Raw genomic sequence first — 23873 nt, 5'->3', positions numbered from 1 at the left:
GAAACGAGGCGTAATGAAGTTTCCCCGGGAGATGAAACAATTTGCCTGAACTTAAAACTTCGGGAACATTATCATATGAAGGCGAGGCCTCCCACTGACAACCATTCACACGAGTTCGATCGACGAATTCCTGTGCACGTTTACCATATATTGCCTTTAAGATCAAATTTTTTGATTTTGGATCGTACGCGTTAATATCAATGATGGTGTTGGGGAGGAGATCATCAAGACCGGCGCCAATTGCTTGGTAAATGTCTGCATTGGGAGGCAGTTCGATGAATTCCTGTAATTTTCTGGAGAAAAATTCCATTTGGGTAATATATTGGTTGATCCTGGCTGCAGCCTCCCTTTTTTCAGTGATATCCTTTCCAACACCCTGAAATTCACATGCTCCTGTATCATCATTAACTAATTTCCGAATTGTCCAGAGGTTCCAGCGAATGTTGCCTGATGTTTCTGATATCCGGCATTCAATAGAAGTTACTGGATACTCACTCTCTAGGGTTTGGAGAGCCTGATCCAATATGACTTTGTCGTCCTGAATAATCCCTGGTATATGATGTCTTCCTAGAAGTGCTGTAGGATTTTCCCCAAGATATCGGGCATATGATTCGTTTAAAAAAATTAGTGAACCGTCTGGATGAAACCGCGTTATGAATTCTGTCTGGTCTTCAACAATACCCCGGTAACGCGCCTCACTCATGCGTAAGGTTTCTTCATAGGTCTTCTTATCGGTAATGTCCTCAATAATATAGGTCACACCCTGACCGCCATCTTCAAACGTTGTTGGAACCTGTTTTATTCTGAAATGATTTTTTTCACCATGAATTATACAACATATCTCCGAAATTTTTTCATCAACAAGTCCTCCGGTTTTATTTAACTCATGGAGAGGGAGACTGTTGAAAAAAGGGGTATTTATTTCATATATCTGTTTTCCAAGCAATGTTTCCCGTTTTTCTTCCAAATTAGTCAGTAATGGTTCATTAACCTGAATCACTCTTTGTTCTGCATCAATAACGATAATGTAGTCTGATGAAAATTCAAGAATTGTGGAAATTGGAATCCGATGGGACAGAAAAAACACTTTGGCAGCTCCGATTACCTGCATTTCCACCTGCCCTGATATGAGAAGCATATCGAGATACTTGGCAACCAGGTTTCGGTTCAGTTTCATTTTTGACGTCAGATCTGATATTGTAAGGCCTCTGGGATACCATCTAAGATATTGTTTGATCCTATCCACTTTATCCCGATCAAGAATTGCCATTTATTTCGCTGGATATTACTATTAATTGGCTATTAATTGTTTGCCATGCAGATTAGAATCCCATACCAATATGGCGATTATGATGCGCAAATCCTTATTAAACTCACAATCGACTCCTGAATTAGCTACTGATGCACTTTCATGAGTCTGTGGCTGGAGGAAAAAATGACATGGTTCAGTATGAAAGGAGTTGCTCCTGAAGTAGAGTATCTCTACCAACAAGCACGCCAAAAGGTGGATGACGGAGAATATCAGCATGCAGTAGATGTTCTGAATCAGGCTGTTCAAATTTCTCCTCGTATCCCCCAGGTTTTCATTGAACTTGGAAACTGTTTTGATAACCTCAACCGGTATGATGACGCAATAATCTCATATGAGAAGGCTCTTCAGATCGATCCTTTTCATCCTGACGCCTTATTTAACAAGGGAATGTGTTTAAAAAAAATAGGAAATGAGGTTGAATCTTTGAAGTGCATTGAAAGGGCGATCGAGTTGTATTGTGGTACCTGATGATAAATGGCACCTTGGCGGTACTTTATCTAATCCATAATTGAGGACATGAACCTTTTCTTTTTGTCTGCTCACTCCCGAATTACTTTCCCGATTCTAAATTTCGGACAGGTTCCTAGAAAAATAGATTTGACAAATGTAGCACTGGACGGATTTATCCAATAATTTTTAACGATACTATCATTTTAGATTTTTCCAGACATGTGCAAACCGCTGGGCTGCGGTTACATGTCCAAATATTCCGAAGATCAGGAGTAGCCATGCAAAAAGACTGATACCCAGAATATCTGCCGGGATAAAAAGGCTGATAATGCCCACTGCGATGAGCAACACAAGGCGGTCAGCCCTGCCAAGCAGGCCTCCATAAAATCTCCCAACCCCGACTGCCTGTGCCTGGGTCCCCATATATGATGACATCAGCACACCGGTCAGACCCAACACACCGATCCACCAGGCACAGAGTGGACCTGCAAAGATTCCACAAAGGAGGAAGATGTCGGCATACCGGTCAACGGTATGATCCAGAAAGTCTCCACTGACTCCCTGCTTATTCAGAGCCCGGGCTATTGCTCCGTCAAGCCCGTCAAAAAATGCATTCAGGATCACTCCGCATGTTCCAAAGAGAATATCACCTCTGAAAAATGCATACCCACCTCCCGCTGCAGCGACCAGGGAAAGGATCGTACAGAAATTAGGAGTAAGACCGATCCTTACTGATGCTGATACAATCGGATCGATAATCGGTTTAACCTGGGTTCGGTATGAGTCAAGTGTCATAATAAATCCGTACAGACGGCGAGCCAGTCTACCATGCCATGTCCGGGGGGTACATCTCCGTTTATGATCCCTTCTATCATATCTGCAACCCCGGTAACTGTCATATCGGTTGCATCGATCTCATATATCATCTCAGGGGTATGCTCTTCCATCGCTTCGATGAGGACAACATCTAGAAGTTCAGCTTCAACATTCTCGGAAACCTTTTCGACATGATATCCTCTCGCCAGAAGCCGTGACTTCAGGATATCAGGTCTGCATCTGAGCACGACAATATGTGTGGCAGGAAGGAGGTGGGTAAGATGTCCTTCGATGATTCCTTCATGAAGAGGAAATTCCTCACACCAGCGTTCGGTATCAATAATATGAGCCTTCCTGTCTTCATCTTCTTCGATGATATACGGGCTGATAGTATCATTTGCCCTGATTACCTGATAACCTCTTTTTGCCAGTTCATCAGAGACTGTTGATTTCCCGGTTCCGGGTGTACCGGTGAGGGCAATCAGCATAACCGGTTGATCTCGGTAAGAAACTGTTCACATTCCCAGTCTTCACCGACACAGACCCTAATGTAATGATCAGCAAGTCCAGGGAAGGATCGGCAGGATCTAACGATGACACCCCGCTCTGCAAGAGCCTTCGCGCATTCATCACCGGTCTTCGGTGCTGTATCAATCATCACGAAGTTTGCTCCTCCGGGCAGAACTGGCATTTTGCAGGTGGTCCTGAATTTTTGGATCCAGGATCTGACATGGCTGATGGAACGTTCAACATATTCCTGGTCAGTTAAGGCTCCGGTTGCTGCAGCCAGAGAGAGGGTATTCACGGTAAACGGGGTTGCCGCCGTTGCATAGATTGGTTTTAACCAGGAAGGGATGAATGCATATCCGATACGGCACCCCGCGAGGCCGAATACCTTGGACATCGTCCGTCCGATGATCAGATTCTCATGTCTGTGCATCAGGTCACGATAGTCCAGATCAGAGAACTCCACATATGCATTGTCGAGGAAGAGAACTCCCTCTAGTGCATCTGCAATCCGTTCGATATCCTCCGGACTGGTAAGGGTCCCGGTCGGATTGTTCGGGCTGCAGAGGAAGGATATCTTTGCCCCCTTTGCAGCGGTAATGAACGCATCCACATCAACTGAGAAGTCATTGCGTCTTGGAATATTGATGACTTCAGCTCCCTGTGCCTTTGCTGCAAGACCATAGAATGAGAAGGTAGGGACTGATATCGCTACCTTCTCTCCCGGGTTGACCAATACCCTGATGCAGGTCTCGATCACCCCGTCCATTCCGACACCAGTGACAAACTCGAAGTCACCATGGTATTCGTTAAGTGCATGAACCAGATCTCCGGATCCGGTATCCGGGTACCGGTGCATTGTTCTGGTTGCTTCCTGCACTGCGGCGACCGCTTTTGGTGAGGGGCCGAACGGATTCTCGTTGCTTGCTAGCCGTGCTACCTGGGTAAATCCGTAAGTCTTTGCTATCTCCTCAGGAGAGCGGGCATAAACATACCCCTCCTGCTGGTAGATCTCACGAACGAGTGACTTTACTGACTGCGGCATTGATAATTCCTGCTGCCTGGTCAATCTCAGCGTTCGTGATGGTCAGGGGCGGAACAAGTCTGAGGTTTCCATGTGCCGCACAATTGACGAGCAAGCCGTGTGCAGCACACTCCTTCTGGACATCTGGGCACGTATCCCCAATGGTGATTCCTATCATCAGACCACTGACCCGGGGATTGAGGGCTGCAAGCGCCGCCCTGAACCGCTCCCCTTTTGCAGCAACATCAGGCAATACTTCTTCAATTACCTCGATTGAGGCTAGGGCAGCAGCACAGGCAATAGGGCCGCCTGCAAACGTGCTCCCGTGTTCTGACTTGCCGAATTCCAGACCTTCCCGTGCCACGATCGCACCCATCGGAAATCCGCTTGCGATAGCCTTTGCCATGGTGATGATGTCAGGGAGTATACCCTCCTGCTGAAATGCAAACCAGTGTCCGGTCCGACCCATGCCGGTCTGGACCTCGTCAACAATGAGGAGAACATCTTTTTCATCACAGATCTTCCGAACCTGTTTCAGATATCCTGCCGGTGGAAGGATCACTCCCCCCTCACCCTGAATCGGTTCGAGTACGACAGCTGCCGTATCAGGAGTAATGGCAGCCTTCAATGCTTCAGCATCACCATAAGTGACGAATTTGCTGCATGGCTCTAGAGGCATGAACGGATCCCGGATTGTTGGTTTGTGGGTACAGGCAAGGGATCCCATAGTCCGACCGTGAAACCCTCCTTCGCAGGCGACAACCTCTTTCTTTCCGGTTCTAATTCTGGCAAGTTTCAACGCACCCTCCATCGCCTCAGCACCTGAGTTGGAGAAGAATGCTTTTGCTTTTCCTGGGAGACCTGATATCTCAACCAGTTTTTTAGCCAGGGCTCCCTGATGTGGCACATAGAAGAGATTTGAACAGTGGATCAGGTCTGCTGCCTGGTCAGTGATTGCCTTCACCACTTTTGGATGGCAGTGACCAGTACTGCAGACCGCAATCCCTGCAATAAGATCCAGGTACTGCTTTCCGTCTGCATCGGTGACGGTACATCCTGATCCTTTTGTGATCATGATCTCCCTGCTGAATGCAGGCATAACGTATTGTGATTCCAGTTCCCGATAATTTGATTCGAATTTCATTATTTCATCTCATTCATATTCGATAGTTGCCGGTGGTTTGGGAGTGATGTCATACACTACCCGCGATACTGCCGGGATGGTCGAGGTGATCCGTGCCTGAATCTCTGCCAGGTCTTCCCAACTGATCTCGATCGGATCGGCAGTCATCCCGTCACGTGAGTTCACTGCCCTCACTGCTACGATCCAGCCATACAGACGGTTGTCACCTTTTACCCCGGTTCCGAGGCCAACGAGCGCTGCAAGACACTGCCAGGGACGGTACTTCTCCACCAGAACGTCCTCGACGATTGCGTTAGCCTCCCTGACAACCTCGATTGCGTCCCGGGTCACTGCACCAACAACCCGGACCGATAGTCCCGGGCCAGGGAATGGCATCCGGTGGGCGATCTCCGCAGGTAGTCCGAGTGCTTCAGCAACCTCCCTGACTTCGTCCTTATAAAGTTCGCGGAGCGGTTCGATCACCTTACTGAATTCCATTGAGAGTGGCATGCCACCCACGTTATGGTGACTTTTAATACCCCCTTCACTCTCGATGCAGTCAGGATATATCGTTCCCTGAAGCAGAAATTTTGCCCCGGTTGCCTTTGCCTCCCGCTCGAAGACCCGGATGAACTTTTCTCCGATAATCTTGCGTTTCTTCTCGGGATCCGCTTCTCCTCCCAGGGCCGTGATGAACTCATCACCTGCATCGATCACCCGTACACCCAGATGTCCGAAGATCTCTTTGATTCTTCCGGTCTCACCCTTGCGCATCAGGCCGGTATCTACATAGATCGGAATCAGCCGCTCTCCGATCGCCCGCGATGCAAGTTCCGCACAGACTGAACTGTCGACTCCCCCTGACAGGGCAATAACCGCGTATTCATTTCCGGCCTCCTCCTGGATCTTCCTGATTGCGTCAGCAATAAACTTCTCAACCTTGACCATTATTCTGACCCCTTCTTCATCTTTAGTGCAGCTTCAACAAATCCGAGGAATGGTGGTGATGGCCTTGTCGGGCGTGATCTGAACTCCGGATGGAACTGTGTTGCCAGGAAGAATGGATGGCCCGGTATCTCGGCAATCTCCATCCTGTTTCCCCAGGTCCCTGAGAAAACAAGGCCTGCAGCTTCCAGCTCTCCGATATATGTCGGATCCACTTCATACCGGTGACGATGACGCTCGGTGATCTCTCCGGCACCATACAGACGCATTGCAAGGCTTCCGGGTTTTATTGTTACCGGGTAATCTCCAAGACGCATGGTCCCGCCTAAATCCTCAACACCATCCTGTTCCGGAAGAATGGTAATCACTTCGGTACCGGTATTGCATTCGCTGCTGCAGGCATCAACCCACCCTAATACATGCCGGGAATATTCAACGACTGACAACTGAAACCCGAGGCAGAGTCCAAGCAGCGGTATCTTCTCTTCTCGTGCAAGTTGTATCGCACTGATCTTACCTTCGATACCTCTGACCCCGAATCCGCCGGGGATGAGGATACCATCACACTCTTTGAGCTCAGCCTGATCCACCCGTTCTGCATCAAGCCACCGGATAGAAACCTCAGTTGAGAGTGCCCTCCCTGCATGCTTGAGTGCCTCCTTGATTGAGAGATAGACATCTTCTTTGCCGTACTTGCTCACGATCCCTACAGTAACCCGGTGAGTATACTCCCTGGTTACGATCCGGTACCAATCAGGATCAAGGGTCTCGTTTGCCAGTTTCAGATGCTGACAGAGTACCTTGGAGAGTCCCTCCTTTTCGAGCTCCATCGGGACCTGATATATGTCCGGTGCGGTGGTGGCGCTGATTACTGAGTGTTGGGGAATGTCACAGAGGGAGGAGATCTTTTTCTTGGTATTGATTGAGATCGGGCGTTCGCTTCTTCCTACGATGAAATCGGTAAAGAGCCCTAGTTCCCGAAGTGCCTTTACCGAGTGCTGGGTAGGCTTTGTCTTGAGATCTCCCATTGAGTCAGAAGGCATCAGAGTGACATGAACCAATGCGCGGTCTTCTGCCGGGAGTTCACTCCGCATCTGTCGCACTGATTCGAGGAACGGCATACTCTCAATGTCTCCGACTGTTCCCCCGACTTCTACGATACAGATGTCTGCTTCCCTTCCGTCGAAGACCTTCTCTGAAGCTGCAATCCTGATGCACCCCTTGATCTGATCGGTGATATGCGGAATGATCTGAACGGTCTGCCCAAGATAGTCCCCTCTCCGCTCTTTATCTATGACGAGCCGGTAGACCTTCCCGGTAGTAATATTGTGGGATGAGTTCAGCTCAATGTCAAGGAACCGCTCATAATTTCCAAGATCAAGGTCGACCTCCCCGCCGTCATGGAGAACATATACCTCCCCATGCTGGGCAGGATTCATCGTCCCCGCATCGATATTCAGGTATGGATCAATCTTGACCGCAGTGACCTTATATCCCCGGTTTTTCAAAAGCCGTCCTATTGATGCGGCAGTGATCCCTTTCCCAAGACCACTCATCACGCCGCCGGTGATAAAGATATACTTCATGCCTCCCCTCAGAAAACTCAGTAAAAAGGTTGGTTATGATCCCACTAATAGCAAACTGCCGAAGACCTGATGATCTCCGGATTCAGTATCTGATGAAGAGATCTCCTTTTTACACTCTGATTACTATTTTTTCTTCACAAGTCCCTGGTCATCGCCAGATTAATTTTGGCGCTGGGTGAAGGCTGTACGTACATGTCATATCTTGATGCTATCAGTGAGTCAGGTCAGCATGCTAATCCGTTCTTCTGCCTTATGGGGATTTTTCCCAAAACGTGGGGGGATGGCCGGGCAACTCTTGAGATGACAGTCAGGCCCGATATGACCAATGGCGAGGGATGGCTGCAGGGAGGTATGTATACTGCTCTTGTTGACGAGGCGATGGCCCTTGCAATTTATACTCTGCTTGAGGAAGGTCAGATGATAGCAACGATCTCCTGTAATACAACTTTTCTTCGCGGGGTCCGGGCAGGAGAGACCATTCTTGCAGAATCTAATGTTATCCGTAAAGGGAGGCAGATCATCTTTGCTGAGGGAACTGTCCTGAGCGAAGACGGGAAGGCCGAACTAGCCAGATGCTCAGCTTCATTTATCGTGCGGTGAATGAGATTGCACATCTATCCCAAGGCGAATATATCAGGATCAGGAACTAATTTTTCGATCAGATATCATATTACCCAGAATCTATAAAACCACGGACGGAGAACCAGCTGGGAAGCATCGGTCGATGAAATATAGTATCGTTATTCCAGCATACAATGAAGAGAAGCGGATCGGGAGACTTCTGGAGAGTCTTTCTGACCCTCAGGCAGAGTTTATCTTTGTATGTGATGGAACCGACCGGACACCAGAGGTAATACAACAATTTTCTTCAGCTCACCCTGATCTTACGGTCAGATGTCTGACCTTTCCCTGCCGTCTTGGAAAAGGTGGTGGAGTTTATGAAGGATTCAGAGTTGCTACCTCTCCACTCATCGGGTTCATGGATGCGGATAATTCCACCGGGTATGAAGAGATGACCCGGTTGATATCGCTGATCGGCAATAATGCCGGAATTATTGGTTCCCGACGTATGCCAGGTTCAGCGATCGGGATCAGTCAGCCCCTGTCCCGGCGTATTCAGAGCAGAACCTTTAATCTAATCATCAGACTACTCTTCGGACTACCGTTTTATGACACACAGTGCGGCGCAAAGGTCTTCCAAAAGGATGCGATAGACCATATTTTGCCCAATTTATGTACTCATGGGTTTGAGTTTGATGTTGAACTCCTCTGGCATTTACAGCGAAACGGACTAAAAATTCTGGAAGTGCCGGTTAGCTGGAATCACACTGATGATCCCAGATTGCAGACGTCAGATGCATTCTCCATGTTCTTTGCCCTTCTTCGTCTGCGTCTTGGTTTCTGCACTCATGAGTGAATCTGAAATCCTCAGGACGTATGCATTCAGGTTATTTGAGCAGGAGCAGTACGCTTCCTGCCTGAATATCATTCGAACTGCTCCTCCTCATCTGATCGATATCAGGCTTCAGATCATCGAAGCAGTATGTCTGTTCAGCATAGGTTCCCTCAGCGAAGCAGAAGTTTGCCTGCGTGATCTTAAAGGGAAAGTCCCGGATTCTGCAGAAGTCTGTTTATATCTTGGAAAAGTTCTGGAACAGAAAGGAGATGATCGGGCACGTGCTGAGTTTGCAGAAGCAGTACAACTGGCCCCGGAGCAACCGGAAGGAATCAGAAGGTATGCCCGGTATCTGACCGATTCCGGGGATCATCGTGCTGCATTAGGATTGTTTAGAAGGCTCGTTTTGCTCACTGATGATCAGACCGATCTCAGGGACCTCATGCGATGCTATGACGTTCTTGGCGGGAGTAATGAAGGGATTGCGATATATCATCAGAAAGGATCCCCTGCTGGTTGCTTCCGGGTATATCTTGATCTGCTTTTGGCATCAGGTAGGTATCAGGACCTGGTTGACGCGATCGAGTCATCCTTGGGTACTCTGCAGAATCCTGATCTCATGGGATGCTATCTTGATGCATTGATCCGGATTAATCCCGATAAAGCAGATCAGGCATTTCTTAGGCACTTAAAATCTAATCCTTCTACGACTATTGCCTCTCAATATGTTCGATTTCTCTCATCACGGGGGAAGTTCCGTGAAGCACTTGGTGTTTGGTCAACCTGGCTTGCAATGAGTGATCACCCCGAGTACCGCATACAGGGTGCTCCTCTTTTGGAGATCGTGTCGGGTTCGGATCAGGCGATTGCATTGTATCAGGGGATTCTCTTTGCAGATGATCTGAAAGAGTTGTCTGATCTTCCTGTTTGGTTCTCTTCTTACCGTGACCTTTTGATACGTGTTCATGGGCCTGAAACTGCACTTGATCAGGTACTCACCTTCATCAGGCCGGAACTTCCCGTTGTTCTGCTCCTTTGTATTGCCTCCTGGTGCGAAAAATTAAGAAGATCTGATCAGGCAAAGCGTCTTTTTCTACAGGCTTTCAGATCTGACCTGACTACATCAGGTCTTGCGTACGCAGCATTTCTTGGGCGATCGGGGGAAAATCGAGAGCAGAAGAAGATCCTTTGGTATGTCCTGAAGACTGTCAGGAAGATCCGGGATCTTGAAGCAGTTGTTGATGGTATTCTGGCATTGCCTGACTGTGATCCTGATCTGATTACTTCAGTGAACACACGGTTTGGCATCTCACTCCCCCTCCTCTCTCAACATGGGCGTGAACTCTATGCACGCAGTCTCTCGCGCGCAGCCGAATACGATCTAAAGCATGGAAATCCAGACAAAGCACTGGAACACTCCCTTGCAGGACTTGCTATCACCCCGGTAGATTCCGTGGATCTGACCGAATCACTCTTTGCCCTCCTCGTTGCATGTAAATCTCAGGTCCTTCCTGATTACATCCCGCTTCCGTTGTGTTCAGCAGAGAAACGGCAGGGTCCGGAGAAGGTTGCAGATGAGTTCTCTCTTTCATGGCTTGATCCTGGAGAAGAAGCCGTAATTGAGTACCTGAAAAAACACCGGATTTGTAACGAGATGGACCTGAGGAAAGTGGCAGGAACCCGCCGTGTGGCCGGGCTGATGAACAGGATTATGCGAAAATCAGAGGAGCAGGGTATCCATCTTGCAGAGAAGGATGGATATACAGAATTCGGGGAGGTGTACCGGTATGCCGGCCCCTGATCGTTCAGATGCATCGGTTCTGGAGAGTATCGGGATCATTAATGCACTCCGGCGAGGGACAGTGCCTGCCCAGGGGCTGGGCAGGTTTGCGGTTGGTCTCTCCGTCGAAGAGGAGGTGATCGCTGATCAACTTGATCTGGTCTCGCGGGGTGGGGCAGACATCAAATTTATCAGAGGGGAGTATGGAAGCGGGAAAACGTTTCTCATCGCCCGTACTCTGGAGATTGCCAGAAAAAAAGGGTTTGTCACTGCCCATGTGGCAATTTCCCCGGTCTCTCCGCTTCACCGGCTCCGGTCTCTGTATGCCCAGATTGCAACCTCTTTATACGCTGGAGGGGAACAGCAGGCGTTCAGATCGATCATCGATGCTTGGTTGTATGCGATAGAACAGCGTGTCAGTGCAAGGGAAGGGGTGCCTGTGCCTGCTGATCGTCTGGAAGAACTGACAATCAGGGAGGTTGAATCAGCTCTTTCCGAGATCAGTCTGCTCAATGCTCCGGTAGCAGCGGTGATCAGAACCTATTATCAGGCGAACAATGCTGCCGATTTCAGAACTTCCCAGGCTGCCATCGGGTGGCTCTGTGGGGATCCCAATATCGGAAGAGATCTCAGACAGAAGGCAGGAATTCGCGGAGACATCGGTGATTCATCCATTTTTGCCCTACTCGAGGCGCTTCCGATTTTTGTGACTGGTGCAGGTTATCAGGGATGTGTGGTTGCTATTGATGAACTTGAGATCACCCAGACCTTTGCCCGTAACCTTCGTGAACGTGGGTTCCAGAATCTGGTGAGGATCATTGATGCAATTGATGGTGGTCTGCTTCCCCGCTGGTATCTTCTCTGTGCCGGAACTCCAATGCTCTATGACGGGCCACGGGGAATGCGTCCTATCACCCCGCTCTATGATCGAATCGGTCAGACCCCGATTGTTAGCGAATTTCCCAATCCTCGTCAGCCGCAGATCCTCCTCAAGCCCTTCAGCCCTGATCGACTTGAAGAGGTCGCCCAGCGGATAGCGATTATTTATGAAGAAGCATACGGTGAAGTTGATCGGGGCCGGATCTCTCACCGGTTTATCAGGACCATGGTGAACCGGGTGAGTACGGCCTTTGGTGGCAGGATAGATATTATCCCCCGGCTTTTTCTGAAAGAATTTGTTGATGTCCTTGACAAATGCGATCTGTATCCTGAGTACGATCCCATGATCGTATACCAGACCAACCCTTTGGACCTGCAGGAGCTGTTATCTGAAGAAGAAAAGGCAGTGATGGAGATCAGGTTCTGATCAGGTCAGTGTTCTCTTCTGATACGGGTGGATGCTGCATGAGCATGCAATCCTTCAGCAGTGGCCAGACGTTCCACCACATCACCAATGCTCTCGATTCCCTCGCGGGTGATGATCTGAACGGTTGCGGTCTTGGTAAAATGTGAGACATTGAGTCCCGAATAAAGCTGGGCATTTCCTGCTGTTGGCAGCACATGATTGGTACCTGATGCGTAATCCCCACAGGCAACCGGTGCATACTGCCCGACAAAAATGGATCCTGCGTTTCTGATCTTCTGAAGTACCGGAAGCGGATCCTGTACCTGAATTGAGAGGTGCTCTGGTGCTATCCGGTCTGATACGTTGATGGCCTCAGCGATACTGTCTACCACCAGATACCCGGACTGTCCGAGTGCCTGCCTTATTATTTCATGTCGTGGAGCTTCGGTGAGCAGTCGCTCGATCCAGTCCCCTACCTGTCCCGGCATCTTTGGATCCGTTGAGATCAGTACTGATGCAGCCTGGGGATCATGTTCTGACTGAGCCAGAATATCAGCTGCGATAAAGTCAGGACGTGCCGTATGATCCGCGATAATTGCGATCTCTGATGGCCCTGCCGGGAAATCAATCTCTACCTTCCCTCTGAGTATCATCTTTGCAGCAGTTACGTAGGCATTTCCAGGACCGACGATCTTCTGAACTTTATTAATGGACTGGGTTCCAAGAGCCATTGCTGCAATGGCCTGAGCTCCTCCTACGGTATAGATCTCGGTCACTCCGGCGATATCTGCGGCAATTAGAGTCAGCGGATTTGCAGGCGGGGGTGTACAGCAGATAATCTCCTGAACACCGGCAACCTGAGCCGGCACTGCACACATGAGCACGGTTGATGGATATGCTGCGCGGCCCCCCGGTACATACATCCCGATTCGCTCCAGCGATGTTGTTTTCACTCCTAGGGTAATCCCATCATCTTCACTGCCAGCAAGCCAGAGATCCTTCTGCCGCTGCAGTTCATGAAATGAACTAATCCGTGCGTATGCTTCAGTGAGTGCTTCGATGATCTCGGGATCCACAGTCTCATAGGCAGTATCGATCTCATCCGCTGAAACCCGAAGATGATCCAGACTTACCTTGTCGAACCGTTCACTGAGATCATGAAGTGCAGCATCTCCACGTTCGGCTACCTCATTGATAATATTCTGCGCTGCACCGGTTACCCCGGTGAGTGTTGCCTGTTGACGGGAAAGCCAGGTATCGAGCGTGAGTGCTGACCACACCATGCCATATACATACGCTCCGGCTGAAAAAAAGGATAAGCCTGTATACCGTGATCGGGACCGATACTATGATGAAGGGGTACCTGATCCATCCCATCTCCAGACATAAAAGCCGGGTGTAGGGCGGGCAACTTTTCCCTTCAGCAGTTCACGAAGCATCTTCTCCAGGTTCAGATACAACAGGACCATCTGTTCTGAACCCTCATGTTCATCCTGTATCCTTACAATCCCCTTCACGTAGTCCTCAATTCCATGACAGGCTGAAATATCCACCGGCATGACCTCTGCAGGGAGTACTTTTCTGATCAGGTACACTTCATCCACTGATACGGCCATTGCGGTATCGGTAACCTTTCCGGCCGGGATGATCATGGTTCGTTGTCGCTTTGATCCGGTAATTCTATCCATCCCGAGAAGTGGAGTAATATTGATTGCCGGGATCATCTCCTGCTTCCATTCTACCATCCCTTCAATATATGGGGGAGCATCGTACACTCCGACTGCCTGAAGGGGAAGGATAAACTTGTCAATGATGTCGCTATCAATCAGGTAATGATCTCGTCCCAGTTGTATCTCCACGAGTGTGAGGAGTTCCTGTATCTGCACCCCTTGTCGTCCGGACAGAGACATGTGATAAAATCTGTGTATCTCACCGGTATTGATATCTTTCCATCAGATCCCGCTGTTCTGGTACTTTTGATGTAAATTGTATCAGTCTCTTTCAAACCTGTACGTTTGGGTGGTACGATGCAGGTATCCAAAAGTCTATCCGACTTAATAACAAAGATGACAGTATTCAAGGTTCCGGTGGCGTTTCTCATTCGACCGGAACATCAGATACCATGAATATGGATATGGATACAACGGTTCAGATGCATCGGCTGCTTCTCTTCTCTCTGGGAGAAGGGACCTATGCAGCAGATGTATCTTTCATCAGAGAGATCGTACACGATCAACAGAAGATCCCTCTTCCCAACGCTCCGGATTACATTCCCGGTATCTTTAATCTGCGCAGTGAAGTAGTCAAGGTTATCGATATCAGGTTGATCATCCCGTTATCCGGAGGCAGCACGAAGAAGAAAGTGATCGTCTTTGTTCCGGAGAATGCAGCATCTACCCGGTTTGGGATGGTTGTCGATGAGGTGTACGGGATCATGGAAGTGTCGACAGATCGGGTATCGTGGCTGGATCGCACCGGTATTCATGTAGAGAATAACTTTATGATCGGATTCTTCTCGTTCTCCCTTGCCGGATTTCTGGGTCAGTCGAGCAGAAAATATGTGGCCGGAGATGATGAGGTGGTCTGGATCGATTTTGAAGATCTCATTCAGACCATCATTGATGAAGAGCGTTCACATAATATTGTGTTCCGTTTAACCGCTCTTTTTAATCCCCAGCACCTTCTTACTGGTGACTGGAGATCACAGAAAAAATAAAGCAGGTTCAGACTGCGATTCGCAGTTTTTGATCCTTCCCTTTAAGAATACCTGCTTTTTTGAGATCATCAAGAACCGCACCAATGTAACCTGCACTCAAATGGAGCGCTATCTGTGACTCATCTTCATGCGTTTCAATATCACGATCTGCAAACTCTCCAATGATGTCTTCGCGTGATACTTTTCCCCCGTCCTTGATCATACCAAGGATCTCTGACACGAGGAGATGTTTTATCTGAATTCTTGGGAAGAATGCTGCCCCTTCTTCTTCGTCGATCTCGTATTCTTCGAGGAACTCCCCTATGCTGGTGAGGTCATCAAGAAAGACGAATTCAGGTCCGATTGATACATGCCATTCCCCATCATCTCCCGCAGTAATAATGCTCTGGATCTGGAATTTTTCTAACACTTCATCCATGATAGCCGGGATCTCATCTGCAAAAATCGTCAGGACAGCGGCATCGGGCTCAATCTTTTTCGAGAGCGTCAGGCCGTTTTCTCCCACTTCGAGGAGTTCATTGAGGTGAAGCAACCGGGTCAGGTACACTTCTTCAATGATTGCCTCAAGTGCATCCTCGCTCTCATCTCCTTCAAGCGTACGGTCTCCGGTGATAAGATCCATCACGCCTGATCCCACCCTGTCCCCGATATTGTATCTCTGAAATGCCTGTGATATTACATCCCGCTGTGATTTCAGATGATCCCGGGTCTGGGTGAATAATTCAACCTCTTCCTCAGTGGCGTCATCAGCAGTGATGAGACTTTCAAACATGGTGGTGAGGTTGGTATAGGTTCCACTCAGCATCAGTCTGATGTCAAGTGAAAACTTCTGTCTCATCTGGGTTGAAATCCCGAGATCTTTCAGCAGTTTAACAAATTCTTTGGCTATATCCTGTGATGAAAAATAGATCTCTTCTTCCAGAACCATGGCGGTCTCCTCCTCATCCTTTGTTTCCACTGGTGATATCACTGCCGGCTTTTTTGGAAAATACAAAAAGGGTTCTGTTATTCCTGTATCTTTCTGAGAAGCCATGCCATGTTGTGGCCCAGAAGTTCCATAGTAGCCATTCCCTCGTCATCTTCTTCTACCTCCCCCACAGCCCCTCCGAGTCCGATATTCCAGTAACTTGACCCTGGTATAATCATCTGGGAGGTGAGGAAGAAGTGGTTGATGGTATCAAGAGCATGGATGGCACCACCCCTACGCACTGAAACGATAGCCACTCCAACCTTTCGCTGGAATAGGTCTCCGTTGGCCTTTCCGACCATCCCACATCGGTCAAGAAAAGCCTTCATTTCGGCGGTCACATCTGAAAAATACGTGGGAGATGCAAGAATGATGCCGTCGGCCTCCACTATTTTTCTGATATACTCATTCAGACCATCGGGTGGGAGGGAACATGATTCATCCCTGTTCTTAAAACAGGTATTGCAAGCTGTACATCCCTGCAACAATCTGCCGCCGATTCGTACCATTTCGGTCTGAATTCCTTCCTCTTCGAGAATATCAAAGACCCGTCTGATCATCCGCTCGCTGTTCCCCTCTTTCCGAGGGCTCCCTGAGAATGCAACCACTTTCATATCTGATGGTGGGTGATGCAGGATTATTAACCGACCTCCTGATATCAGGAAGCAGGGGTTGTAGCGAAATGTCCTGAAAAAATTAAGAAAAAAATGGTCCCGAGATGTTATAATTCAGAGATGCAAAGAGGATTGCGAATGCGATAAGAACCGTGGCAATGTATACCGGGGTATTCCAGGGTAAGATCTTTGCCCCGTCCAGAGGGCCGAGTGGCAGAAGGTTAAACGCGGCAATCATTGCGTTGATTCGAACACCCATAATCCCCACCAGTGCAAGTTCAAAGATCCCTGTTCCCAGCCCGGCACCCAGTATAAGGGCAAAAGGGATGAGCAGAAGAAGATTACTGAGTGGCCCTGCCAGTGATATCTTTCCGTTTTCCTCTTCTGAGATATGGGTTCCGTAGATCATGGTTGCACCCGGAGCGGCAAACACAACCTTGGCAACTGCGGCAACTGCGACTGCAACCACGAGCATGGTGGGATTCATCTGAAATTCTGCCCAGTACCCGAATTTCATCGCGGTGAACTTGTGGGCCATCTCATGGATGATGAAAGCAACTCCTGCCGTAACCATGGAAATCAGGAACATCTCAAGGATCAGGGTTGGCACGAGTCTGCTTGTTCCTATACTGGCTACGGTGAATGCTGCTGAAAGGGCAAGCCATGCGATCAGCAGATCGCGTCGCTCCCGCTCTGGTATTTGTTCCCAGATATGCATATGATTAAGAGATTTATCACCAGCCGATAAAAATCAGAACCATTGAATTACACCTGAGACTTCTGCTCCATCAGATCCCATGTTCTTATTTCTGGTCGACAGATACCTGTACTTAAGAAATGACACTTGAAGAACTCAGGGAGGAGATCGAGTCGGTTGATCTTGAGATTATCAGACTGATCAGGGCGCGGATGGATATAGCCCTAAAAATTGCAGAAGAAAAGTCATCTACCGGCATTCCCACCCGTGTTCCGGATCGGGTTGAAGCGGTTCTCGCTCATGTTACCCAAGAGGCTGAAAGGTCTGGTCTTGATCCGGATTCGGTACGAAAGATCTTCTCCATGCTGATCCGGATGAGTGAAGAACTTCAGGATAAAAAGAGAAGGGTTCAGTAATCCTGTCTTCGAACTCTCACACTACTCCTGACAGTGTAAGGAAAGCGAAAACCAGAAGAAGTAATCCTAAAAATATTTTATTTTTAAACATCTCTCCGTTTGATTCCGGTTCGGTATCCCTGGTAGGAACCCACCAGTATACCAGCAGGGTGATGATGAGAAGCGGCACGATAAAAACAAGATTGTAAAGGAACAGATAGAAAAGACCCTGCGTGATATTCACCCGGAATGATATCATATCCTGAATCGACCAGTATATACCTCCGGTACAGGAGAGTTCAAGCACGCTGATAACCAGCCCCAGAACGAAAGAGAGCGGGATGGTCATCTCTGTTATCTGTTTGAGTATTTTCTCATTTTTCGGATCAGGGGACTGGATTTCTCCGTTGCGTGATGCTTCAATCCCCTTCCATATCAGGATCATGCCTGCAACCACTGCAATAATGCCAACAATGAGGGAGTATCCGTTCAGTACCCCTGCAATATCGGTAACCCTGTAAATTCCCGTTCCTGAGATAAAATACATGAAGTAAACGGCACTAGCAAAAACGATTCCTGCCAGCAATATTCGCTGCCGTTGTCTGATCGACATCAACAGGATAAGGAGAAAGATCAGGACTGCTGATGCACAGGGATTGATCCCATCCACCAGTCCCGCAATGAGAACCAGTGGGATGCTGATAACGGTTCGGTGGTTTTTCTGCCACGTTTTCCCGGAGTTGGTCTGCAGGTTTGTGAGGTTGTCCCCTTTGGATTTTTCATGCCATGCTACCAGTTCCTCGAAATTCTCTCTGATAGCGGATTCGCCCTCAAGTCCTGCATTCCCGATGAATAACGAGGGGACTGATACATACTGGCGGTGGTATGATTCCTTATACTGTTCAAACAAAGCCTTGCCTTCACTGCTGTTGAAGAGATCATATGATGTGATCGTGATCTCAGGATGAGCAGCATTATACTCATTGAGGTATGTCATCGCCAGATGGCAGGCTCCACAATGGGTGTTATAGAAAAATACTATTGAGTAATCACCGGGGGTAAGGTTCGGATCAGAGAGAATCGTCGTGATTGGTTGATCCCCGGAAACATCGCTTCCATTCTGCAGGAAGACTCCTGCCGAGGCAGGTCCGGTGAATATCAGCAGTACCATGAGCAGACCTGTCAGAGCAGTAACAAGGATCTTGTGAGAATGTTGACTGGTCTGCTGAATATCCATCAGACGCTACCCTCCTTCATGGTGAGCATTGTCCCTACCCCCTCGGCAGTGAAGAGTTCAAGGATGAGATTATGGCTGATGTTTCCGTTAATGATGTGTGAGAAAGCGACCCCGTCCTGAATAGCATGAAGGACTGCCATCACCTTGGGAATCATCCCCTCTGAAACCACTCCGGTGGTGATCAACTGTTCAGCATCAGATTTAGTTATCTGACGGAATACCTTCGTGCGTTCCTTGTCCATGATACCATCAACGTCCGTCATGCTGATGAATTTATACGCTTTCAGTGCAATGGCGATCTCTCCGGCAGCGGTATCAGCATTAATATTGAGGTCGTTGCCGGCCCGATCGATAGCAAGCGGGGCTATGACCGGAATGTATCCGTTATCGAGCAGGGTATTGAGAATCTCAGGATGGATCTCCTCGATGTCTCCCACATGTCCGAGATCAACCTCCTGTTCCTGATTGTTCACCCGTACTACCTGCCGATCCATCTTGCGGGCGATGATCAGGTTCGCATCATTACCCGAGATTCCGATTGCTTTCCCTCCGGCTTTTGAGATCAGAGAGACGATGTTGGTGTTGATCTTGCCCACGAGCACCATCTGGGCGACTTCAAGGGTTTCATCATCAGTAATCCTGAGGCCGCCGACAAATTTGGGTTCTTTCCCGAGGGCTTTCATCTTTTCGGTGATCTCGGGACCTCCCCCATGAACCAGAATCACTTTGATCCCAACTAACTGGAGCAGAACCACGTCACTGACCACGGTGTCAAGGATCTCCCCTTCAACCATCGCATGACCACCGAGTTTGATCACCATGGTCTTGCCATGGAACTTGCGAATATAGGGCAGTGCCTCCATCAAAACGTCTTCACGCTTCATGTTGTGTACTTCCCGTTGATCTCAACATACTTCTCGGTCAGGTCACATCCCCAGGCAACTGCTTTCCCGTCTCCTGCAGCAAGATCCAGTTCTATCTGCACCTCACGGCTGCCGAGTGCTGCTTTTGCGGTCTTCAGATCCTCACTCAAAATCCCCTGCTCACACACCGCTGCCTTCAGGCCTGATCCTGAAATCCAGCATGAGACCTGTTCGGGATCGAACTCAGCACCTGAACGCCCTGCTGCAGCAACGATTCGTCCCCAGTTTGGATCCTCTCCATATATTGCGGTCTTGACCAGTGGCGAAGAAACAACCGTTCTGGCAACCAGATCTGCTTCATCCTCACTGCGGGCTCCCCGGACAATTACCTCAATGAGTTTGGTTGCCCCTTCACCGTCACAGGCGATCTTACGTCCCAGGCTGACACAGCATTGTTCCAGTGCGGTAGTAAATTCCGCAAGCGGTACCTTTCCGGCAGAACCGGTTGCAGTACAGAACACGACATCATTGGTGCTGGTGTCCCCATCTACCACAACACGATTGAAACTCCGTCTAACCGCTGTTTTCAGAGCCTCCTGCAGATCTGGTGCACTGATCTCGGCATCAGTGTACACATACCCAAGCATGGTGCCCATATTCGGGGCAATCATTCCCGACCCTTTACAGATACCCCCGATAGTAAACCCTTCACGCTTCACGAGGGCATGTTTTTCTACAAGGTCGGTGGTCATAATTGCCTTTGCTGCAGCAATTTCTGCTGCAGGGTTGTGATCAAGGAGCGGAGCAATCCGGTGACACTGATCCCTGATGAGTGGAATATTCAGGTATCTGCTGATGACACCGGTACTGGCAACTCCTACCTCGAGAGGATCTAGTGAAAGTTCGTTTGCTGCAATTGCAGCCATCTCTTCAGCATCTGTGATTCCCCGCTGCCCGGTCAGTGCATTGGCACATCCGCTGTTGGTGATCGTTGCTCCAAGTCGTCCCTTCTTTATCCGCTCCTGCATCATGATGATCGGAGCAGCCCGGGCAATGTTTTTGGTGAAGGCTGCAGCAGCAGTGCCTTCTGCTCTGATCAGCGCAAGCCCGAACTTCCCTTCTTTAATACCTGTTGCGGTAACCCCTTCTACTGCACAGATCGATTGCATCTCATGCATGGAATTACTCTCCCTTTCCCCCGGAAACTGCCCACACAATATCCTGCCTGGTGATGATTCCCATCAGAGTTCCCTCACTTACCACCGCGAGCCGATCAATCTTCTTCTGAAACATCAGGGACGCTGCCGCCTCGATGTCATCCTCCGGAGTGATGACAATTGCGGGGCTGCTCATGATTGCTCCTACCTTTTTACTCCCGATATCAGTGAGTGCTTCTTTCGTCCGTTCCCAGTTGATGAACTCCCGTATCGGGATTTCAATAACCTCTAACGGTGATGGCAGCCAGAGGTCATCCGATGGGCCTTTTGTCATCAGTAGTTTGAGGAGATCGGTCTCGGTAACCATCCCGACGAGTCTTCCTCCATCCATGACCGGTAAACCCCCGATGCGTCTGGACCGCATCACTCATCCTATCGAGGATACGGTATCATCAACACTGCAGGTTACCGGATTTGGGGTCATTGCTTCTTTTACTTTCATATTTACAGCTCCTTATGGCAGGATCCCGGGACTCCATAACCCCTCAGTCTCTTTAAATCCACACATGAGGTTCATGTTCTGTATTGCCTGACCGCTTGCTCCCTTGACCAGGTTATCTATTGCAGATACAACCACAACCCGCTCTTCTGATGCTTCAACCATCAGATCACAGAAGTTTGAACCTCTTACTGAGTTCAGGGATGGACGCTGATACCGGACAAACGGTTCATTTTTATAATATTCATGATAAAGCCGGTCAACTTCCTGTTGTTCGAGTGGTTCGTTCAGGAGGATATGGGCGGTTGTCAGAATTCCCCGGTTCACCGGGAGGAGATGCGGAGTAAAGTAGGCCTTGGCACCAGATTTCAGGAATCCGAGTTCCTGTCGCATCTCAGCGAGATGTCGGTGGCTTGTCCACTTATATGCGGTGAGATTGTCCCCGACATTCGGGAAATGAGTGGTTTCGGAGGCATTATCCCCGGCACCTGATACCCCTGTCTTGGAGTCGTAGATGATGGTGTGAGCACGACCCGCGAGCGGTGCTGCTGCGAGGGTGGCACCGGTTGGAAAACAGCCTGGATTTGCAATAAAATTTGCATTTTTGCACTGCTCCCGGTGCAGTTCACATAGGCCGTATGGAGCCGGGAAATACGCGGTATGCGGTACCCCGTAGACCTTCTCAAACACCTCTTTTGAAAGACGGTAGTCAGCAGAGAGATCAATAACCTTGATCCCCTGCTCGACCATGGAAGGTGCGTATGCCATTGCAGCAGTATGTGGAACTGCAAGGAATGCGACATCTACATCAAGGGATGAGATTTCAGGATTTGTAAATGTCAGATTAGTAAACCCGGTGAGATGTGGATGCCGGGAGGTCACCGGTTTTCCAGCTAACTGGCGGGATGTCGCACATACAACCTCAGCCTTTGGGTGTGTGTGCAGGAGCCGGAAGAGCTCCCCCCCGGTGTAGCCGGAAGCGCCGATAATGGCAACTTTCATACTATCATTATCTGCTCTGCATCGGGTATTAACTTCCCTTCATTCACCACGCTAATTGCTGTGGGTTCGCAGTATCGTTCGAAATCTTAAGGGCTGATGGGAGGTTGTTTATCCCATTGCGGCTAAAATTATAGAAAGATAAATCTTCGTTTTGCTCTTCTTTCCTGTTTTTTTAAAAAGGATCACCTATCAGGAATTTCGGGTTTTAACGGAGATTATTTTCATCAGATATGACATCCCCGCAAGAACCTGGAACTGGCCTGCGCGAAAAGCCGGGCCGGATTACTCCTGCCATGCAGCAGTTCTATGAGGCTAAACGCCAGTACCCTGACTGCGTCATCTTTTTCCGCATGGGTGATTTTTATGAGACCTTTTGTGAAGATGCTGAAATCTGTGCACGGGAGATGGAGATCACCCTTACTTCCCGGGGGCGTATGCCAGACGGACAGGAGATCCCTCTCGCCGGCATCCCCTACCATGCTCTTGACGGGTATCTATCCCGGATGATAAGCCGGGGATACAAAGTTGCTATCTGCGAGCAGATTGAGGATCCCAAAAAAGCGAAAGGGATCGTTAAACGCGATGTTGTCAGGGTCGTAACACCCGGAACGGTGATTGATGCGGCCCTTCTACCCGGTGAAGGTGCCCGATATCTTATGGCTGCAATGCCTGATCAGAAACGAAAACGGATCGGGGTAGCATTTCTTGACATCTCAACCGGTGATTTCCAGATCTCCGAGGTCCCTCTTGATGGGTATGGTGAAGAACTGCGTGCAGAGGTGGTCAGGTTCAGACCTGCTGAATGTATCATACCGGTTGGATCTGGGAAAGGGGTTGAGAGCTCTCTGAACCGTCTGGTCCCCCTGATCTCAGCACAGGATGTATCCTTCTTCGATCCTGCAGGCGCAAATGATCTCCTCTGCCGGCAGTTTATGATGAGTTCACTCGACTCACTCGCGTGTGGAGACATTCCTTTAGGAGTGACTGCTGCAGGAGCTGCACTCGCTTATGCGCAGAAGACACAGTTTGATCCCCTCGCTCATATCAGATCCCTGTCACGAAATCTGCAATCTGAATATCTGGTTCTCGACGCAGTCACCCTTCGGAATCTTGAGGTTGTCTCCAATATCCGTGATCGGACTGAGGAAGGAACACTGGTTGGGACCATCGATCTTACCCAGACTCCTATGGGACGGCGACTGATGAGGCGTTGGATTACTGCTCCGCTCCGCTCTGTTGATGCCATTAATCAGCGTCTTGATGCAGTTGAGTTCTTTACCCAGGAGACCGTGCTGCGACAGGATCTGCGACGTATGCTACACCGCTATGCTGATCTTGAGCGCATCGCCGGCAGGATATCGTATGGAAATGCAAGCCCGCGTGATCTGGTCACCCTGAGCAACTCACTGCAGGTTGCTTTGTCAGTACGCTCGCAGTTCAATGGTGCTCATATGCCAGAATTAGTCAGTCAGTCAGTCAGCGAAATCGCAGATATGAGTGAT

24 protein-coding genes and 1 pseudogene are annotated in these 23873 nt (G+C 49.1%); 8 read left to right on the top strand and 17 right to left on the bottom strand.

Features of this window, described 5'->3' with window-relative positions:
- Positions 1–1000, bottom strand: a 1000-nt coding sequence (locus tag LUQ50_RS11085; RefSeq protein WP_300039895.1) for a PAS domain S-box protein, incomplete at its 3' end; no start/stop codon positions are given.
- A 435-nt stretch (positions 1001–1435) separates the two neighbouring features.
- On the opposite strand from LUQ50_RS11085, the gene LUQ50_RS11080 reads away from it, so the two are divergent.
- Positions 1436–1780: a tetratricopeptide repeat protein gene (locus tag LUQ50_RS11080; protein ID WP_300039894.1), complete on the top strand. Its 345-nt coding sequence runs from the start codon at positions 1436–1438 to the stop codon at positions 1778–1780.
- Positions 1781–1960: 180 nt separating this feature from the next.
- On the opposite strand, the gene LUQ50_RS11075 is transcribed toward LUQ50_RS11080, so the two are convergent.
- The 6 genes from LUQ50_RS11075 to LUQ50_RS11050 are packed head-to-tail and all read right to left on the bottom strand — an operon-like array spanning position 1961 to position 7763.
- Positions 1961–2557, bottom strand: coding sequence for a CDP-alcohol phosphatidyltransferase family protein (locus LUQ50_RS11075; RefSeq protein WP_300039893.1), 597 nt, complete (start codon positions 2555–2557; stop codon positions 1961–1963).
- The gene (locus LUQ50_RS11070) at positions 2554–3066 is read right to left on the bottom strand and encodes an adenylate kinase family protein (protein ID WP_300039892.1); all 513 of its coding nucleotides are present in this window, start codon (positions 3064–3066) and stop codon (positions 2554–2556) included. The genes LUQ50_RS11075 and LUQ50_RS11070 overlap by 4 nt, the downstream gene beginning before the upstream one ends.
- A complete protein-coding gene (hisC, locus tag LUQ50_RS11065; RefSeq protein ID WP_300039891.1) occupies positions 3060–4130 on the bottom strand; it encodes a histidinol-phosphate transaminase in 1071 nt (356 codons plus the stop codon). The genes LUQ50_RS11070 and hisC overlap by 7 nt, the downstream gene beginning before the upstream one ends.
- The gene (locus LUQ50_RS11060; RefSeq protein ID WP_300039890.1) at positions 4099–5253 is read right to left on the bottom strand and encodes an acetylornithine transaminase; all 1155 of its coding nucleotides are present in this window, start codon (positions 5251–5253) and stop codon (positions 4099–4101) included. Before LUQ50_RS11060 ends, hisC begins: the two co-directional genes overlap by 32 nt.
- Positions 5254–5262: 9 nt before the next feature.
- Positions 5263–6180: a glutamine-hydrolyzing GMP synthase gene (guaA, locus tag LUQ50_RS11055; RefSeq protein WP_300039889.1), complete on the bottom strand. Its 918-nt coding sequence runs from the start codon at positions 6178–6180 to the stop codon at positions 5263–5265.
- Positions 6180–7763, bottom strand: a complete 1584-nt coding sequence (locus LUQ50_RS11050; RefSeq protein ID WP_300039888.1) for a CTP synthase — start codon at positions 7761–7763, stop codon at positions 6180–6182. The genes guaA and LUQ50_RS11050 overlap by 1 nt, the downstream gene beginning before the upstream one ends.
- A gap of 192 nt (positions 7764–7955) precedes the next feature.
- On the opposite strand from LUQ50_RS11050, the gene LUQ50_RS11045 reads away from it, so the two are divergent.
- From LUQ50_RS11045 to brxD, 4 genes are all read left to right on the top strand, one after another.
- The gene (locus LUQ50_RS11045) at positions 7956–8363 is read left to right on the top strand and encodes a PaaI family thioesterase (protein WP_300039887.1); all 408 of its coding nucleotides are present in this window, start codon (positions 7956–7958) and stop codon (positions 8361–8363) included.
- A gap of 124 nt (positions 8364–8487) precedes the next feature.
- Positions 8488–9180 carry a dolichyl-phosphate beta-glucosyltransferase gene (locus tag LUQ50_RS11040; RefSeq protein ID WP_300039886.1) on the top strand — a complete coding sequence of 231 codons (693 nt, stop codon included), beginning with the start codon at positions 8488–8490 and terminating at the stop codon, positions 9178–9180.
- Positions 9173–10960, top strand: a complete 1788-nt coding sequence (locus LUQ50_RS11035; RefSeq protein ID WP_300039885.1) for a hypothetical protein — start codon at positions 9173–9175, stop codon at positions 10958–10960. The genes LUQ50_RS11040 and LUQ50_RS11035 overlap by 8 nt, the downstream gene beginning before the upstream one ends.
- Positions 10947–12245, top strand: a complete 1299-nt coding sequence (gene brxD, locus LUQ50_RS11030) for a BREX system ATP-binding protein BrxD (protein ID WP_300039884.1) — start codon at positions 10947–10949, stop codon at positions 12243–12245. The genes LUQ50_RS11035 and brxD overlap by 14 nt, the downstream gene beginning before the upstream one ends.
- Positions 12246–12250: 5 nt before the next feature.
- Here the strand turns inward: brxD and hisD are convergent, their stop codons facing one another.
- Both hisD and LUQ50_RS11020 read right to left on the bottom strand, forming a co-directional pair.
- On the bottom strand, positions 12251–13504 hold the full coding sequence (gene hisD, locus LUQ50_RS11025) for a histidinol dehydrogenase (RefSeq protein ID WP_300039898.1): 1254 nt from the start codon (positions 13502–13504) through the stop codon (positions 12251–12253).
- 66 nt (positions 13505–13570) lie between these two features.
- Positions 13571–14134 carry a chemotaxis protein CheW gene (locus LUQ50_RS11020; RefSeq protein ID WP_300039883.1) on the bottom strand — a complete coding sequence of 188 codons (564 nt, stop codon included), beginning with the start codon at positions 14132–14134 and terminating at the stop codon, positions 13571–13573.
- Between the two features lie 218 nt (positions 14135–14352).
- Here LUQ50_RS11020 and LUQ50_RS11015 point away from each other — a divergent pair, with 218 nt between their 5' ends.
- Complete coding sequence (locus LUQ50_RS11015) at positions 14353–14940, top strand: chemotaxis protein CheW (protein WP_300039882.1); 588 nt, start codon at positions 14353–14355, stop codon at positions 14938–14940.
- Positions 14941–14947: 7 nt separating this feature from the next.
- Here LUQ50_RS11015 and LUQ50_RS11010 read toward each other — a convergent pair whose 3' ends face one another.
- The 3 genes from LUQ50_RS11010 to LUQ50_RS11000 all read right to left on the bottom strand — a co-directional run bounded on the left by LUQ50_RS11010 (position 14948) and on the right by LUQ50_RS11000 (position 17239).
- On the bottom strand, positions 14948–15898 hold the full coding sequence (locus tag LUQ50_RS11010) for a hypothetical protein (protein WP_300039881.1): 951 nt from the start codon (positions 15896–15898) through the stop codon (positions 14948–14950).
- 47 nt (positions 15899–15945) lie between these two features.
- The gene (locus LUQ50_RS11005; RefSeq protein WP_300039880.1) at positions 15946–16521 is read right to left on the bottom strand and encodes a flavodoxin family protein; all 576 of its coding nucleotides are present in this window, start codon (positions 16519–16521) and stop codon (positions 15946–15948) included.
- Between the two features lie 82 nt (positions 16522–16603).
- On the bottom strand, positions 16604–17239 hold the full coding sequence (locus LUQ50_RS11000) for a peptidase M50 (protein WP_367278995.1): 636 nt from the start codon (positions 17237–17239) through the stop codon (positions 16604–16606).
- 119 nt (positions 17240–17358) lie between these two features.
- On the opposite strand from LUQ50_RS11000, the gene LUQ50_RS10995 reads away from it, so the two are divergent.
- Entirely contained in the window at positions 17359–17634 is a 276-nt protein-coding gene (locus LUQ50_RS10995; protein ID WP_300039879.1) for a chorismate mutase, read from the top strand.
- Between the two features lie 16 nt (positions 17635–17650).
- On the opposite strand, the gene LUQ50_RS10990 is transcribed toward LUQ50_RS10995, so the two are convergent.
- From LUQ50_RS10990 to argC, 5 genes are all read right to left on the bottom strand, one after another.
- Complete coding sequence (locus LUQ50_RS10990; protein ID WP_300039878.1) at positions 17651–18850, bottom strand: hypothetical protein; 1200 nt, start codon at positions 18848–18850, stop codon at positions 17651–17653.
- Complete coding sequence (argB, locus tag LUQ50_RS10985; protein WP_300039877.1) at positions 18850–19734, bottom strand: acetylglutamate kinase; 885 nt, start codon at positions 19732–19734, stop codon at positions 18850–18852. Before argB ends, LUQ50_RS10990 begins: the two co-directional genes overlap by 1 nt.
- Positions 19731–20882 carry a bifunctional glutamate N-acetyltransferase/amino-acid acetyltransferase ArgJ gene (gene argJ, locus LUQ50_RS10980; RefSeq protein ID WP_300039896.1) on the bottom strand — a complete coding sequence of 384 codons (1152 nt, stop codon included), beginning with the start codon at positions 20880–20882 and terminating at the stop codon, positions 19731–19733. Before argJ ends, argB begins: the two co-directional genes overlap by 4 nt.
- Before the next feature lie 13 nt (positions 20883–20895).
- On the bottom strand, positions 20896–21294 hold the full coding sequence (locus tag LUQ50_RS10975; RefSeq protein WP_367278994.1) for a CBS domain-containing protein: 399 nt from the start codon (positions 21292–21294) through the stop codon (positions 20896–20898).
- A gap of 90 nt (positions 21295–21384) precedes the next feature.
- On the bottom strand, positions 21385–22371 hold the full coding sequence (gene argC / locus LUQ50_RS10970) for an N-acetyl-gamma-glutamyl-phosphate reductase (RefSeq protein ID WP_300039876.1): 987 nt from the start codon (positions 22369–22371) through the stop codon (positions 21385–21387).
- Positions 22372–22601: 230 nt separating this feature from the next.
- Between argC and LUQ50_RS10965 the strand changes: the two are divergent.
- Positions 22602–23873 (top strand): annotated as a pseudogene (locus LUQ50_RS10965) (DNA mismatch repair protein MutS); the annotation flags it as partial.

The organism is Methanospirillum sp. (assembly GCF_028679455.1).
In the GTDB taxonomy this organism is placed as follows: Archaea; Halobacteriota; Methanomicrobia; order Methanomicrobiales; family Methanospirillaceae; genus Methanospirillum.
This window is presented reverse-complemented; position numbering and strand designations above follow the sequence as displayed.